The organism is Pontibacter qinzhouensis (genome assembly GCF_008017455.1).
GTDB lineage: Bacteria > Bacteroidota > Bacteroidia > Cytophagales > Hymenobacteraceae > Pontibacter > Pontibacter qinzhouensis.
The window spans coordinates 13,121-28,672 of record NZ_VRTY01000035.1 but is presented as its reverse complement, the minus strand read 5'-3'; the positions used below and the strand labels follow the sequence as shown (position 1 = coordinate 28,672).

General features: G+C 46.5%; 11 protein-coding genes. 8 read left to right on the top strand and 3 right to left on the bottom strand.

Features of this window, described 5'->3' with window-relative positions; translation table 11 throughout:
• Positions 1-148: 148 nt before the first annotated feature.
• On the bottom strand, positions 149-1,228 hold the full coding sequence (gene fbaA / locus FVR03_RS10865; RefSeq protein ID WP_147921775.1) for a class II fructose-bisphosphate aldolase: 1,080 nt from the start codon (positions 1,226-1,228) through the stop codon (positions 149-151).
• 718 nt (positions 1,229-1,946) lie between these two features.
• Here fbaA and FVR03_RS10855 point away from each other — a divergent pair.
• Positions 1,947-2,546: a UvrD-helicase domain-containing protein gene (locus FVR03_RS10855; RefSeq protein WP_147921774.1), complete on the top strand. Its 600-nt coding sequence runs from the start codon at positions 1,947-1,949 to the stop codon at positions 2,544-2,546.
• A 99-nt stretch (positions 2,547-2,645) separates the two neighbouring features.
• Positions 2,646-2,798, top strand: coding sequence for a hypothetical protein (locus FVR03_RS24375; RefSeq protein WP_187270125.1), 153 nt, complete (start codon positions 2,646-2,648; stop codon positions 2,796-2,798).
• 85 nt (positions 2,799-2,883) lie between these two features.
• Here the strand turns inward: FVR03_RS24375 and FVR03_RS10850 are convergent, their stop codons facing one another.
• Positions 2,884-4,293 (bottom strand): exonuclease domain-containing protein, encoded by a 1,410-nt coding sequence (locus FVR03_RS10850; RefSeq protein WP_147921773.1) that lies wholly within the window; start codon positions 4,291-4,293, stop codon positions 2,884-2,886.
• 437 nt (positions 4,294-4,730) lie between these two features.
• Positions 4,731-5,861 (bottom strand): AI-2E family transporter, encoded by a 1,131-nt coding sequence (locus tag FVR03_RS10845; RefSeq protein ID WP_147921772.1) that lies wholly within the window; start codon positions 5,859-5,861, stop codon positions 4,731-4,733.
• A gap of 357 nt (positions 5,862-6,218) precedes the next feature.
• Here FVR03_RS10845 and FVR03_RS10840 point away from each other — a divergent pair, with 357 nt between their 5' ends.
• From FVR03_RS10840 to infC, 6 genes are all read left to right on the top strand, one after another.
• Positions 6,219-8,081, top strand: a complete 1,863-nt coding sequence (locus FVR03_RS10840; protein ID WP_147921771.1) for a DNA topoisomerase IV subunit B — start codon at positions 6,219-6,221, stop codon at positions 8,079-8,081.
• Positions 8,074-10,824 carry a DNA gyrase/topoisomerase IV subunit A gene (locus FVR03_RS10835; protein ID WP_147921770.1) on the top strand — a complete coding sequence of 917 codons (2,751 nt, stop codon included), beginning with the start codon at positions 8,074-8,076 and terminating at the stop codon, positions 10,822-10,824. Before FVR03_RS10840 ends, FVR03_RS10835 begins: the two co-directional genes overlap by 8 nt.
• Before the next feature lie 73 nt (positions 10,825-10,897).
• Entirely contained in the window at positions 10,898-11,686 is a 789-nt protein-coding gene (locus FVR03_RS10830; RefSeq protein ID WP_255474169.1) for a tetratricopeptide repeat protein, read from the top strand.
• Between the two features lie 159 nt (positions 11,687-11,845).
• On the top strand, positions 11,846-12,949 hold the full coding sequence (locus FVR03_RS10825; RefSeq protein ID WP_147921769.1) for a tetratricopeptide repeat protein: 1,104 nt from the start codon (positions 11,846-11,848) through the stop codon (positions 12,947-12,949).
• Positions 12,950-12,954: 5 nt separating this feature from the next.
• The gene (thrS, locus tag FVR03_RS10820; protein ID WP_147921768.1) at positions 12,955-14,892 is read left to right on the top strand and encodes a threonine--tRNA ligase; all 1,938 of its coding nucleotides are present in this window, start codon (positions 12,955-12,957) and stop codon (positions 14,890-14,892) included.
• A 112-nt stretch (positions 14,893-15,004) separates the two neighbouring features.
• Complete coding sequence (gene infC / locus FVR03_RS10815; RefSeq protein ID WP_147921767.1) at positions 15,005-15,541, top strand: translation initiation factor IF-3; 537 nt, start codon at positions 15,005-15,007, stop codon at positions 15,539-15,541.
• The last annotated feature ends 11 nt before the right edge of the window (positions 15,542-15,552 follow it).

Below are 15,552 nucleotides of genomic sequence, written 5' to 3'. Positions count from 1 at the left end.
TAAGTCTAGTATCTAGCATCTGAAATCTAGCATCTTTTTTGCCTCTGGAAGGCCGTTTTAATTTGAATAATTGGTATTGAGAGATGATTTTAAACACAAAAGGTGAAGCTGATCGGCTTCACCTTTTGTGTTTAAGGTATGCAAGACATTAAGCGTTTCTGTTGTTGGCATTCAGATCAGTAAATGCTTCTTTCAGACGCGTGATAAATGTTTTTTCGCCTTCACGTAGCCAAACACGCGGATCGTAGAACTTCTTGTTCGGAACATCTTCGCCCTCAGGGTTACCAATCTGGGCCTGCAGGTAGTCTTTCTTCAAAGACATATAATCTCTGATGCCTTCGGTAAATGCCCATTGCATATCGGTATCGATGTTCATTTTAATGGCACCATACTCGATAGCTTCTGTGATCTGGCTTTTTTCAGAACCGGAGCCACCATGGAACACGAAGTGCACCGGGTTTTCGCCAGTCCCATATTTTTTCTGGATGAAATCTTGTGAATTTTTCAGGATATCGGGGCGCAGCTCTACGTTACCTGGTTTGTAAACACCGTGCACGTTGCCAAAAGCAGCTGCAATGGTGAAGCGGGAGCTAACCTTGTTTAGCTCTTCATAAGCGTAAGCTACTTCTTCTGGCTGCGTATAAAGTCTTGAGCTGTCAACGCCGGTATTGTCTACGCCGTCTTCCTCGCCACCGGTCACGCCAAGTTCTATCTCTACCGTCATACCAAGCTTATCCATGCGCTTCAGGTAGCTGGCGCAGGTCTCTATGTTTTCGTGTATCTCTTCTTCAGAAAGGTCCAGCATGTGTGAACTGAATAATGGCTTTCCGTGATCAGCGAAATATTTCTCACCAGCATCTAAAAGGCCATCTATCCACGGCAGGAGTTTTTTTGCAGCATGGTCGGTGTGCAGGATTACAGGAACTCCGTAGGCTTCTGCCATAATGTGCACGTGGTGCGCACCGGAAATAGCACCTGCAATAGCAGATTTCTGTGCATCGTTTGCCAGACCTTTGCCTGCGTAAAACTGAGCGCCGCTATGAGAAAACTGAATGATGACAGGAGAATTAACGGCCTTGGCTGTTTCCAGTACGGCGTTTACAGAATTTGTGCTGATCACGTTTACAGCCGGAAGTGCAAAGTTGTTTTCATTAGCGTACTTGAAGAGTTCTGTTACTTCGTCGCCAAACAGTACACCTGGTCGGAATTTGGTAGTGGTTTCGCTCACTGTTGTAATTTTAAGAGTTATAGATTTGGGTTCAATACTTGCTTGAAGATAGCAATAAATAAAATAATCTTCTTAAAATATTTCAGAATGTTTTCCTATCTGTTTTACAATTTATCTGCTGAGAAGATAATGCTTAATGGTTTAAGCAATTATTTGTATGTTTTGATCCGGAATTTTTGGTATGATGTGTTTGGGGTACTTGAGAGGGAAGGAGCTTCTTATACGGGGGCACCCGCGAGGGGTGCCCGACTTATTTTGGGGAGTTTCGTTTAACGAGGGGTGAATTTTATAATTTATGGGTTATAATCCTGTCATTCATCATAGAAGGTCTATTCGGCTGAAAGGGTATGATTATGCACAGGAAGGAATGTATTTCATTACCATTTGCACCCACCAACGGGCGCATCTGTTTGGCGAAGTCAGAAATGGAGAAATGACTTTATCAGATTTCGGAAAAATAGAAGCTGAAACCAGGCAAAGCCTGCCTGCTATACATCAAAACTAACCGGCCGGGCAAAATCTGGCATCGAAACTTCTACGAGCACATTATCCGGAACGAAAGAGCATTTTCAGCATATATCAGATTATTTTTGCACCAATCCTGCAAAATGGGCGCAGAATATCTTTAGCAAGCCGGAAGGATAAATGAGCAAAAAAGACCTCATCCAATAGCCAACATGTTTCGGTAACCAACCTACCACTTCTGCCGGAGCAGTAAATGAACGAAGGCGCCTGGTTCGACAGTAACATTGTATCTTACAACTACCTGGAGCGTGTGCAGCCGCAGTACGATTTTATTGTGATAGACGAGGTGCAGGATATCACCATTGTGCAGTTGGAAGTTATCCGGAGAGCGCTGCATAAACCCACTGATTTTATTCTCTGCGGCGACTCCAACCAGATTGTACATCCAAATTTCTTTTCCTGGTCACAGATAAAAACGGTTTTTTACCAGGAAGAGCTTTCCGGCAACATCGTCCGGATTCTGGCTACCAACTACCGCAATACCCCCGAAGTAACCAACATTGCGAACAAGCTGCTGCTGGTGAAGAATGCCCGCTTCGGCTCCATCGATAAAGAAAGCACCTACCTGGTAAAGCCAAACTCAAAACACCACGGGGCAGTAGAGTTTTTCGAGAACAAGCCTAAAGTCAGGGAAACACTGAACCAGCGAACCCGACACTCCGCTAGAATTGCCGTGCTGGTCATGCGCAACGAAGACAAAGCAGAGGCCGCCAAACACTTCGACACACCACTGCTTTTTTCGGTGAAGGAGGCAAAGGGCTGGAGTACGAAAGCATTATACTGTTCGACATGATCTCCGGCTACCAGAAAGAGTTCCTTATCTAAAAACGAAGTATACCGCGCCGATAAGTACAACAAGCAGCTGTTTCTGAGAACAAGGCTCGGGCAATATGTGCCTAACCCCACCATGGAAGTGCAGGTAGAAAGCGAGTGGGTGAGCCTGTATGAACTGATTCAGCTGGATGAGGTCATGAACAACGCCCAGTTCAAGACCTATGTGTTCAGTAGCATCAAAGCGTACCAGCAGGAGGCGGGCTTTAGTTAATTAAGTAGCATCACGGAGCAAAAACCTTCCGGAAGGCCGATTTCATTAGAATAGTTTGGAGGCTGGTTGCTAAATTGCTGCTGCCTTAATCAAATACAATCACTTTGTCTTTGTGCTTGCTACGGATATGCCCCCGTATAATCTGCTGAATATCTTTGTTGTCTTTGTAGCGGGTAACGGCGCCTTTAAAGTCTTCGAGGCTTTGTGCCGAAAATGTCTCATCTACAAATCCGAAGCCCAGGTAAATCCCATTGTCTACCACCACTACCGATTTTTCATTTTCATGCCTTCCTCTGCCGATGATCACGAAGCTGTTGTGTTCGTAGGTAAAAGATTCAATGGCTTCGTCAACACGTGCATTGTACGACTCAGGACTCTCCTGACCGATGCAGGCGCCCTGGCACTGGTGCACCTGGTAATCGAAGCAGGCGCCGTTGGTCTTGTACAGGTCACAGAGTTTCTGGCAAAGGTTGTATTTCGATACTTTATGAAAGAGGAACCCTTTGGCTTTAAATGGATTAGATAAGGCTATAATTGGCGTCAGGCTCACGTTCTCGGCTTTGTTCACGCTGCCGAACGTAAGGCGTTTATACCCGTTGCTGTCTTCGTACATAAAAATGCCAGTGTTAAAAACACTTCGCCGCTGCTGTCGGTTATAGAAAGGTTTCATGCGCTTTATCTCCGCCGATTCGAACAGCAAGGCCACAAGCTCATTGCCCATCAGCTCAAAGGAAATGTCGGCGATGCTATTTTTAAAATCGAGCGATTTCCGGCTTTTATAATCTATGTTGAAGTGCTGGATAATTCTTTTGCGGATGTTGATGCTCTTGCCTACATAGATGACCTCGCCCTGCTCGTTGTAAAAATAGTAGACACCGGGTGCTAAGGGAAGTGCATCTACCTGTTCCTTTTTAATATGGGGCGGCAGGAGCGATGTCTTGATTTCTTTGGCTAGTTCCTTGGCAGGTTCTGCTGTGTGCAAGGCCCCATCAACGGCGGTACGGTTTATTTTGAGCAGCTTATCGAACAGCTCGGCGGTTGCCTCTGCATCGCCTATAGCCCGGTGCCGTTGCTGCAACTCAATATCGATGCTTTTGCACAGTTTGCCCAGGCTATAAGAAGGCAGGCCCGGAATAAGGGAGCGGCTAAGGCGAACGGTGCAAAGCGTTTTGCGCTGAAAGGTATAGCCCAGGTCGGCAAACTCTTTTTTAAGAAAGGAATAATCGAAGCGCACGTTGTGGGCCACAAAAATTTTGCCTTCTGTGAACTGCACAATCTCTTTGGCTACTTCATAAAATTTTGGCGCCTCCTGCACCATCTCATCGGTAATGCCGGTCAGGTTGGAGATAAAATAAGGGATGGGGCGCTGAGGGTTTATCAGGGTGGTATATTTATCCACTATCTGCTGACCATCATGTATAAAGATCGCAATTTCAGTGATCTTATCCTGAAAGGGCTGACCTCCGGTGGCTTCGATATCTACTATAGCGTACAAGCTGCTCTTTGTCTTAAGGTTATGATGCAGGTTACCAGCTGCTACCTTGTAAACCAATATTTTTAGTAATACGTTTCAAAACAGCCTTTCAGGTGTGTGTTTGCAAATGGTATTAGCAATTTACAGCGCAAAGGTTAAAGATGCTCTAAGCTAAAACTTAGGCACCAATTAAGATTATTCTAATGAAAATAGCCTTCCGAAGAGATTCTGGTTGTTTTTAGTCAAGGGTCATTGCATTAGCGATGAGTTAAATCGCACCGTTCGTTCAGTTCCTGATTCCTTCCGGCAAACTCTCTCCTTCATCTTCAAATTTCTAAATCAACCATTTCACAGTTTAACCATTTAACAATCAACCACCGGCAATTATTCCAATGAAAAAGCCCTTCCAAAGCTTTTTCTGCTTTAAATAGTCAAGGGTTGCTCCAGTGTTTAAGCGCTTAGGGGTTTCGTTTTCCCCGGCCTATACCGTTCCATATCTGGCTGAACCAGCTACTGACTTTGCCTTTTTTTCGTGGTTTGTTTTCGTCTATATCAGCCAACAGAAAGGCAAAGGGCGAGAGTGGCGGGTAAGCATCGAACAACACTTTGAGCGTAGCAATTACCGGAATGGACAGGATCATGCCGGCTGCTCCCCATATCTCACCACCAATCAGTAAGGCCACAATGGCAGCAAACGGGTTAATGCTTACTTTGGAGCCAACCACCAGAGGGGTAATAAAATTGCCTTCCAGGAACTGCACAAATACGAACACCGCCACCACCAGTACCGCATCTATCAAATGACCTGTAGTAGCCAGCGTAAACAAGGCTGGCAGCATAGCTCCGATCAAAATGCCTATATATGGAATTATGGTTAGAATAGAAGCGAAAATGCCGAAGAAGATAGCGTACTTTACATCGAGCAGCAGGAGCCCGGCAGAGTTAAGCAGAGCCACGATCATGATCACGATCATCAGCCCTGAAATATAGCTCTGAATTACCTGCTGAATATTAACGATGGTGGTATTGAGGTTGCTGCGGCTGTCTTTGGCCACGAACTTAAACATAAACTGCTCCAGGTGGTCGCGGTAGTAGAGAAAGCAAAAAACGAAAATCGGCACAATTGTAAAGGCAGCCAGCGCCCCGGTTGTCATAGAAATGGTGCTGCCCACAAAGGCGGTCGAGAATTCGCGGAGACTGCCAATAGCGTTTTTTATGAAGTCGCTCTTGTTGGCCGGGGCAATGTCGAAGTTTTTGTACAGGTAATCCTGTACGCGCATGAGCAGCATGTCGAAGTTGTTGCCGATAGTTTCGAGCTCTGAAGTAAGACTCACGATCTGCATCGACAGAAACCAAATGACCAGCCCCAGTATGACGATCACCAGCACAATGCTACATAGAATAGCAAAAGGCCGCGGAATTCTTAGTTTTTCGAGGTCGCGGGTCATGGGTAGGAGCAGGAGGGCAAAGAGCAAAGCAAACGCCATCGGCATCAGCACTGATTTAAACATTTGCAGCAGCCAAATCAGTAAAATGATACCCAGCATCACGAGGATGTATTTAAAGTACCGCGGTAATTTTATTTCCATTGATGTTAAATTCTGTTATCTTCCACCCCGCATCTGCAGGAATTTTTTTTCTAAAATTACTAAATTGCCCACTTCAGAGTATTATAAAATAGCTATATAATTTGCTAAAATTATTAGTTTTTCCTTCTCTGTAAAATTCATTCTTTCATGAACTACCCTCGTTCTTTTGCTGTTGTACTACAAACAGAGCAGAAAAAGCTTTAATTTGGATTTCAGATAAACTAAAATATTTAGTAATTTTATCTTTCCTTTAATAGAGTAGCCTGTTCGGGGATAGGAGGCAAGGCACCTGCAAAATTTTATTTTACCTATATTTCGGATTGATTTTACTTAAACAAATATACTTACGCTTACAATATGGCAGAGTTAGAACATAATTACAACGAAGACAGCATACGGTCGCTGGAGCCCCGGGAGCATATCAGGTTACGCCCTGGTATGTATATCGGCAAGCTGGGCGATGGCTCTTCGGCAGACGATGGTATTTATATTTTAGTTAAAGAGGTAATCGATAACTCCATTGACGAGCATGTGATGGGGTTCGGCAAGACAATTGAAATAAAAATCTCTGACCATAAAGTTCAGGTGCGCGACTATGGCCGTGGTATTCCGCTGGGCAAGGTAATAGACTGCGTGAGCAAAATTAACACGGGTGGTAAATACGACTCCAAGGCATTCCAGAAATCGGTAGGTCTGAACGGGGTAGGTACTAAGGCTGTGAACGCCCTCTCCAGCCATTTCAGAATACAGTCGGTGCGCGATGGCAAATTGAAGGCAGCTGAGTTTGAGCGTGGCGTGCTGACGCTGGACCAGGACTTGCAGGAATCGAACCAACGCAACGGTACGCTAACCATTTTTACGCCAGACGATACCATTTTCAAGAATTACCAGTTTAACCCCGATTACCTTGAGAACCAGATCTGGAATTATGCCTACCTGAACGCCGGCCTGACGATCAATTTTAACGGCAAGAAATTCTACTCCGAAAACGGGCTGCTGGACCTGCTCCGCAACAAAGCCGATGAGGAGAGCGTGCGCTATCCAATTATACATCTTAAAGGCCCAGACATTGAAATTGCCCTGACACACGGCAACGACTATGGCGAGGAATATTATTCTTTCGTGAACGGCCAGTTTACGACCATGGGCGGTACACACCTGACAGCTTTTAGAACGGCAGTGGTAAAAACAGTGCGCGAAGTGTTCGGAAAAGACTACGATGCTTCTGACATCCGGGCTTCTATTATCGGGGCTATATCGGTTCGTGTACAGGAGCCGGTGTTTGAGTCGCAGACTAAAACCAAGCTGGGCTCTATCGATATGGGCCCAGACGGACCTACGGTTAACGCCTTTATTACCGACTTCATAAAAGAGCACCTCGACAATTACCTCAGGATGTACCCTGAAACAAAAGAGGCGCTGAAAAAACGCATTGAGCAGAGTGAGCGGGAACGTAAGGATATGGCCGGCGTAAAGAAACTGGCTAACCAACGGGCCAAAAAGGCCAACCTGCACAACCGCAAACTCCGTGACTGCCGCCTGCACTTTAACGAAGACAAAGGCGAAAAACCGTTGCTCTCCACGCTGTTCATTACAGAGGGTGACTCAGCGAGTGGTTCCATTACGAAATCGAGAAATGTAGACATTGAGGCTGTTTTCAGTTTGCGTGGTAAGCCGCTTAACTGCTTTGGCCTAAAGAAAAAGGTGGTGTACGAAAACGAGGAGTTTAACCTGCTGCAGCACGCTCTCAACATTGAAGAAGGCCTTGAAGGACTGCGCTACAACCGCGTAGTAATTGCCACCGATGCCGATGTAGATGGCATGCACATCCGCTTGCTGCTGCTCACTTTCTTTCTGCAGTTTTTCCCGGACCTGGTACGGAACGGACACGTGTTCATCCTGGAAACGCCGCTCTTCAGGGTGCGCAACAAAAAAGACACCATTTACTGCTACAACGAAACCGAAAAACAGGAAGCCATCCGGAAGTTGGGTAAGAAGCCGGAGATAACCCGCTTTAAAGGGCTGGGTGAAATATCTCCTGATGAGTTCGGTAAATTCATTGGCGAGAACATAAAGCTAAAGCCGGTGATTCTGCAGAAGGATACCACCATTCAGAAAATCCTGAGCTACTACATGGGCAAAAACACGCCGGAGCGCCAGAACTTTATAATTGATAACCTGAAGATAGAGAAAGACATAGTAGAAGAAGTTTATGCATAACGACGAGTTGAATAACGAAGACATAGAAAGGGAAGAAGAGCTGCACGTGGAGTTTACAGATGGAGAAGAAGAAACCATCCATAACGTTACTCCGGTATCGGGCCTTTATGAAAACTGGTTCCTCGAGTATGCCTCGTACGTAATTCTGGAGCGGGCGGTACCAGCCATTGAAGACGGACTAAAGCCAGTGCAGCGCCGTATTCTGCATGCCATGAAAGAGATGGACGATGGCCGCTTTAACAAAGTTGCCAACGTTATCGGGCAAACCATGCAGTATCACCCGCACGGCGATGCTTCCATTGGCGATGCCATGGTAGGCCTTGGTCAGAAAGACTTGCTCATAGAAACACAGGGTAACTGGGGCGACGTGCGCACCGGAGACAGTGCGGCTGCTTCGCGTTATATCGAGGCCAGACTTTCTAAGTTCGCCCTCGATGTGGTATTTAACCCGCAGACTACCATCTGGCAACTCTCCTACGATGGCCGTAAAAATGAGCCGGTAACGCTGCCCGTTAAGTTTCCGCTGCTGCTGGCCCAGGGCGTGGAAGGTATTGCGGTAGGTTTATCTACCAAAGTAATGCCGCACAACTTTAAGGAGCTGATAAAAGGCTCTATTGATGTGCTGAAAGGCCGCAAAACGCAGCTGTTGCCCGACTTCCTGACAGGCGGACAGGTAGACGTGACGAATTATAATGGTGGTGCCCGTGGCGGTAAAATACGTGTGCGAGCAACTATCGAGAAGATAGACAAGACGCTTCTTATTATCCGGGATGTACCATACGGCATCACCACCACCGGCTTAATGGAGACGATTGTAAAAGCCAGCGAAAACAATAAAATAAAGATTAAAAAGGTAGTCGATAATACGGCTGCTGAAGTGGAGATACATGTGCAACTGCCGCCAGGGGTGTCTCCTGACTTGACGATTGATGCACTCTACGCCTTCACTGATTGTGAAGTATCTATATCGCCTAATACCTGTGTGATTATAGATGACAAACCACATTTTATGAATGTGGACGATTTGTTGCGAATTTCTACTTTCAAAACAGTAGACCTGCTGAAGCGGGAACTGGAGATCCGGAAGGCAGAACTGGAAGACAAGTGGCACCACTCGTCGCTGGAGAAGATCTTTATCGAGAACCGTATTTACCGCGACATTGAAGAGTGCGAAACCTGGGAGGCAGTGCTGGAGGCGATAGACAAAGGCTTAGACCCATTCAAGCCATTGCTGCGCCGCGAAGTTACCCAGGATGATATTGTTCGCCTGACAGAGATCAAGATCAAACGCATCTCCAAGTACGACTCCTTTAAAGCCGACGAGTACATCCGCAGGCTGGAGGAGGAGATGGCCGAGGTAGACGATAACCTTGCCAACCTGATCCGGTATGCTATCGCTTACTTCGAGGGTCTGCTTAAAAAGTACGGACAGGGTAAAGACCGCCGCACTATCGTAAAAACCTTTGATGTGATTAATGCTCAGAACGTTGCGATAGCCAACCAGAAGCTGTACATGAACGCTAAAGACGGCTTTATAGGAACCAGCCTGCGCAAAGACGAGTTTGTGTGCGACTGCTCCGATATGGACGATATTATCGTTTTCCGAAAAGACGGTAAGTTCACGGTAACCAAAGTGGCCGAAAAAGCTTTTGTGGGCAAAGACATTATACTGGCCGGCGTTTATAACAAGAACGACGAGCGTATGGTCTACAACATGATCTATGTAGACGGAAAGTCAGGTGTTTCCTACGCAAAACGATTCTCGGTTAAATCGATTACCCGCGACAAAGAGTACGACCTGACAAAAGGCGAGAAGAACTCTAAAGTCCATTACCTCACCGCGAACCCGAATTCTGAATCTGAAGTCGTGACGCTTACGCTGGCACCATCCGTTACGGCACGTAACAAAGTATTCGATTTCGATTTTGCAGAGCTCATGATCAAAGGCAAAGGCTCCAATGGCAATATCATAACCAAGTATCCCGTTAAAAAAGTGGTGCAGAAAAGCCTGGGCGACTCCACGCTGGGTGGTCGTGAAATATTTTACGATGAAGTAATAGGCAGGCTGAACACCGAAGGCAGAGGCCGCTATTTGGGCTCTTTCAACACCGACGACACTATTCTGGTTATCTACGAGGACGGCTCCTATGAAATGACATCGTTTGACCTTGCCAACCATTACACGGTAGAGAAGATAAAGGTGCTGCAGAAGTTTGAGACGGAACTGGTGGTGTCGTGCATCTACTACGAAGGCGAAAACAAAACCTATTATGTAAAACGCTTTAAAGTTGAGACCTCTACTATAGGCAAACGGTTCATCTTTATTTCGGAGAGCAAAGGTTCACGCCTGGAGGCTGTGTCTACGCATCCGCAGCCGCTGGCCGACATTAAGTTTAAACGCGACCGCAAAAGCGATAAAGAAGGAGAGAAATTGCTGCTCAGCGAGTTTATTGATGTAAAAGGCTGGAAGGCTATGGGCAACAAACTCAACTACTATAAAATACTGGAGGTAGAGGTGCCGAAGCAGGAGTTTCAGCATCAGGAAGATAAAACTGGCGCTAAAAAGGCTGTTGGTGCCAAGCGAGGGTCTATTGAGGTGCCGGCGGAGTTGCAGGAACTAGCTGTTGCAGCAGCAAAAGTTAGTGGAAACCAACCTGTTGAGCTGGAAACCGTAAGTAATGATACAGATAGTAAAAGTACAAAATTAACCTTAAAAGAAAAGAAACAGATCAATTTGTTCTAGAAAAAATCCTTTTATTGTTTTTGTCTTTTTGATTGTCTATCTTAACGAACGGTAATTAGCGTGAAATTGACACATGAAAAGATTTCTTACATTTATATTTCTTTTAACCATATTAGGAACAGCGCTGCCTGGCTTTCAGGCAGGCGCTATTTCTGGTTCCGACCATGAGCAACTGATGCAGCGTGCAGAGTTTCTTCTGAACAATTATAAGGAGACAGAGGCTTTGCGCATTTACGAAGAAGTGCTCTCAATGTCGGCTGACAACTATGAAGCTCTTTGCAAAGCAAGCTTACTCCATAACCGCATAGGCGACAGGTACAGCACCAACGATACCCGCCAGATGGAACACTTCAGTAAGGCCAGGCAACTGGCTGCCCATGCCCTTGCGCTTCATCCATCCGATGAAGAATCTAATTACTTAATGGCTCTCTCCTTAACTAACCTGGCCACTGTTCTGGGCCCGAGGCAAAGGCTCGAACTGACGACGCAGGTAAAAACTTACCTCGATGCCGCGTTGGAAAGCCAGGCAGAGCATGCAGGTGCCTGGCACCTGATGGGGCGCTGGCAGTACAAAATGGCCAATCTAAACTTTGCTGAGATAGCTGCCGCAAAAATGTTTTTCGGAGGTTTTTCTAATAGAGCTTCAAATCTGGATGCTATACATTCCATTCAGAAAGCCATTACTATCAGTCCGCAGAACATTCGGTATTACTATGACCTTGCCACCATTTACCAGGAGCTGAAAGATAAAGAAGCTTGCGTATCAGTGCTGAAGGAGGCGCTAACGGTGAATATGGAGACCAAAGAAGAGTATGAATTGAGCAGAAGGTGTAAAATAATGCTGGAAGAACAAGTCCAGTAACGGCCTGCCTGCCTGAACGGAAGAAGCCTGTTTCTGAAAAAGGAACAGGCTTCTTTTATTTTTATCTCTCCTCTTGCTACTGTACTTTTTCGTAAATTCAGGAAAATATCTATAATTTAGCAGCATTAATATGGGTGCAGCATTAGTTTTTAGTCGCAGATGAGGGCAGGCTCCTTTAATTTAATCGTAAGTTTACTGTTACTCATTAGCAGTGCCGCCTGTAGCTCAGAAGAAGGCAGAAAGGAGCAGATGGTAAACCTGCAGGTTATTACAGATAATCCGGAGGCCCAACTCACTAACCTGACTGCCGCCATTGAACGATCGAGGCACGATGGCAGCTTGTATGCCAGGAGAGCGATTGTTCTGCTACGGAAAGGGGAACTGGAGGAGGCACTCACCGATGCTGACCTCGCTGTTAAACTGTCGAAAAACAACCCGGCGGCTTTATTTGTGAAAGCACAGGTACTATATGCGCTTGGGCAACCAGATGAGGCTTTGCCACTGGCTTTACGCGCAGAACGAAACTCTTACCAGAGTGCATCGCTTTACGTGTTGCTAAGCGAGTTGTATCTGCAGCGAAAAGACTTCAGGCAGGCCAGAGCTTATGTGAACCGGGCACTGGAGATATCGCCAGCCGATGAGTATGCTTTTTACTACCGGGGCCGCATACAGGCTGAAACCTCTGATACGTCACGCGCCATCGGGAGCTATAAAGCAGCTCTGGAGCAGGCCCCTGATTTTATGGAGCCGCAACGTGAGCTGGCGGGGCTATACCTGGCGCGAAACGACGTCGCATCGGCTACACCTTATGTGGAGGCTGCCAGAAAACTTGCTCCTGACGATGCCCTGCTGTGGTTTTACCAGGGGCGGTTGTACCAGTTGCGCCAGAAACAAGATAGTGCCATGGTCTTTTTTGAGCAGGCACTGGCATTAAACGACTCGCTGCAGGTAGCTCATTTTCAGTATGGCCTGGGGCTGTACAAGCGAGGAGATAACGAAGGAGCTGTTCTGCATCTGGAGCAGGCTGCTAAAGAATACCGGATGCATCCACCATACATCACAACACTTGCCGGTGCCTATGAGCGCCTGGGCCTGTACCGTAATGCGCTGCAGCAGTATCAGCGGCTGGTTACCTTAGACCCCAGGTATTCGTTTGCGTACCAGAGCATCAGTCGTCTGAAATTTAAATTAGAAGGGCGAAGAACAAGCACAGACACAGCAACTGTAGAGAAACTTAAGATATTGGATTTTAATATCAACTAAAAAACATGATCAACATCACACTGCCAGATGGTTCCGTGCGCCAGTTTGAGCAAGGCGTAACCAGCCTGGAGGTAGCACAAAGTATAAGTGAAGGTTTAGCCCGCAATGTGCTGGCCGCTAAAGTGAACGACTCCGTTTGGGACCTTAGTCGCCCTATAACCGAAGATGCCAGAGTTCAGTTGCTTACATGGAACGACGACCTTGGCAAAAATACATTCTGGCACTCTTCTGCCCACATACTGGCCGAAGCCTTGGAGGCACTTTATCCGGGAATAAAATTCGGAATAGGTCCGCCTGTTGAAAACGGATTTTACTACGACGTGGACCTGGGCGAGCAGCATTTCTCACAAGACGACTTTGCGAAGGTAGAACAGAAGATGCTGGAGCTTGCCCGCAGCAAAAGTGAGTTTGAGCGCAGAGAAGTTTCTAAAGCGGAGGCAGTAGCCTATTTTGAAGAAAAAGGCGACCAATACAAGCTGGACCTGATTAAAGACCTGGAGGATGGAACCATCACGTTCTACACCCAGGGTAACTTCGTGGACCTGTGCCGTGGTCCGCATCTGCCGAATACAGGCTTTGTAAAGGCTGTTAAACTCATGAACGTGGCTGGTGCTTACTGGCGTGGCGACGAAAAAGGAAAACAACTGACCCGTATTTATGGTGTTACCTTCCCGAAGCAAAAGGAACTGACAGAGTACCTGGAGCGCCTGGAAGAAGCCAAGAAACGTGATCATCGTAAACTCGGGAAAGAGCTGGAGCTATTCACCTTCTCCGAAAAAGTAGGCATGGGGCTTCCGCTCTGGTTGCCGAAAGGTACGCTTTTGCGTGAGCGCCTGGAGCAGTTTCTGCGCAAGGCCCAGCAGCGCGCCGGCTATCAACCGGTGGTTACGCCGCATATTGGCAGCAAAGAGCTTTATATTACATCAGGTCACTACGAGAAATACGGAGCAGATTCTTTCCAGCCTATCAGGACGCCAAATGAAGGGGAGGAGTTCTTCCTGAAGCCCATGAACTGCCCGCACCACTGCGAGATCTATAAAACGCGGCCACGGTCTTATAAAGAACTGCCGGTGCGCCTGGCAGAATTTGGTACTGTTTACCGATACGAGCAAAGCGGTGAGCTACACGGCCTGACCAGGGTGAGAGGGTTTACTCAGGACGATGCTCATATTTTCTGTAGACCCGATCAGGTGAAAGACGAGTTCCTGAAGGTAATCGACCTGGTACTGTATGTATTTCATTCGCTTGGGTTCGAAGACTATACAGCTCAGATCTCACTGCGTGACCCGGAAAACAAGCAGAAGTATATCGGGACCGACGAAGCCTGGGAGAAAGCTGAAACCGCAATTATTGAGGCTGCTGCAGAGAAAGGCCTTAGCACTGTAACCGAATTAGGCGAGGCTGCGTTCTACGGACCTAAGCTAGACTTTATGGTAAAAGATGCCTTGGGTCGTAAATGGCAGCTGGGAACTATTCAAGTGGATTATAACTTACCAGAAAGGTTCCAGCTGGAATATATTGGTGCAGATAACCAGAAACACAGACCGGTAATGTTGCACCGGGCACCTTTTGGCTCGCTGGAGCGTTTTGTTGCTTTGGTAATTGAGCACTGTGGAGGTAACTTCCCGTTGTGGTTAAGCCCTGAGCAGTACGCTATTCTGCCCATTTCAGAGAAGTTCCACGATTTTGCACAGCAGGTAAAAGAACTGCTGGAGCAGGAAGATATTAGAGGTTATGTAGATAACCGCGACGAAAAAATTGGCCGTAAAATTCGTGATGCAGAAGTTCGAAAAGTGCCGTTTATGCTCATTGTTGGGGAAAAGGAACAGGAGAATAACGCTGTTTCGGTTCGTAAGCATGGCGAAGGCGACCTGGGTAGCATGACAGTGGGCGAATTTACAGGAATGTTTAAAGCTAAAATAGCTGAGGCTCTGAACAAATAGAGTAAATATTTTTTTCTTGATATAATATTTACGATATTTGCAGCCTGATTGAGAAAACTAAATCATTAAAGGAGGTAATACTATAGCTACTACTAGCAACAATAGGCGCTACATCCCACGAGGAAAGGTAGAAGAGCCGTACAAAGTCAATGATAAAATTACTGCCAGAGAGGTAAGGCTTGTTGGAGACAATGTAGAACAGGGCGTTTACCCTCTGCGCGTGGCTCAGCAAATGGCCAACGAGCAGAATCTGGATTTGGTTGAAATCTCGCCAACGGCTAACCCGCCGGTGTGCCGTGTTATCGACTACTCGAAATTTAAGTACGAGCAGAAGAAGAAAACACGCGAGATGAAAGCTAAGGCGCAAAAAGTAGTGATCAAGGAGATTCGGTTTGGTCCGAATACCGACGACCACGACTTTGAGTTTAAGCTGAAGCATGCCAAAGCCTTTCTCGAGAGCGGTTTTAAAATAAAGTCGTATGTCCACTTTGTGGGTAGAACGATTGTGTTCAAAGAAAGAGGAGAGATTCTCCTGCTAAAATTTGCACAGGCCCTCGAAGATTTAGCTAAGGTGGAGCAATTGCCGAAGCTGGAAGGTAAACGGATGTTCCTGATTCTGGCTCCGAAAGTAGCTGCTCCTAAAAAGTAATTCAATTAAAT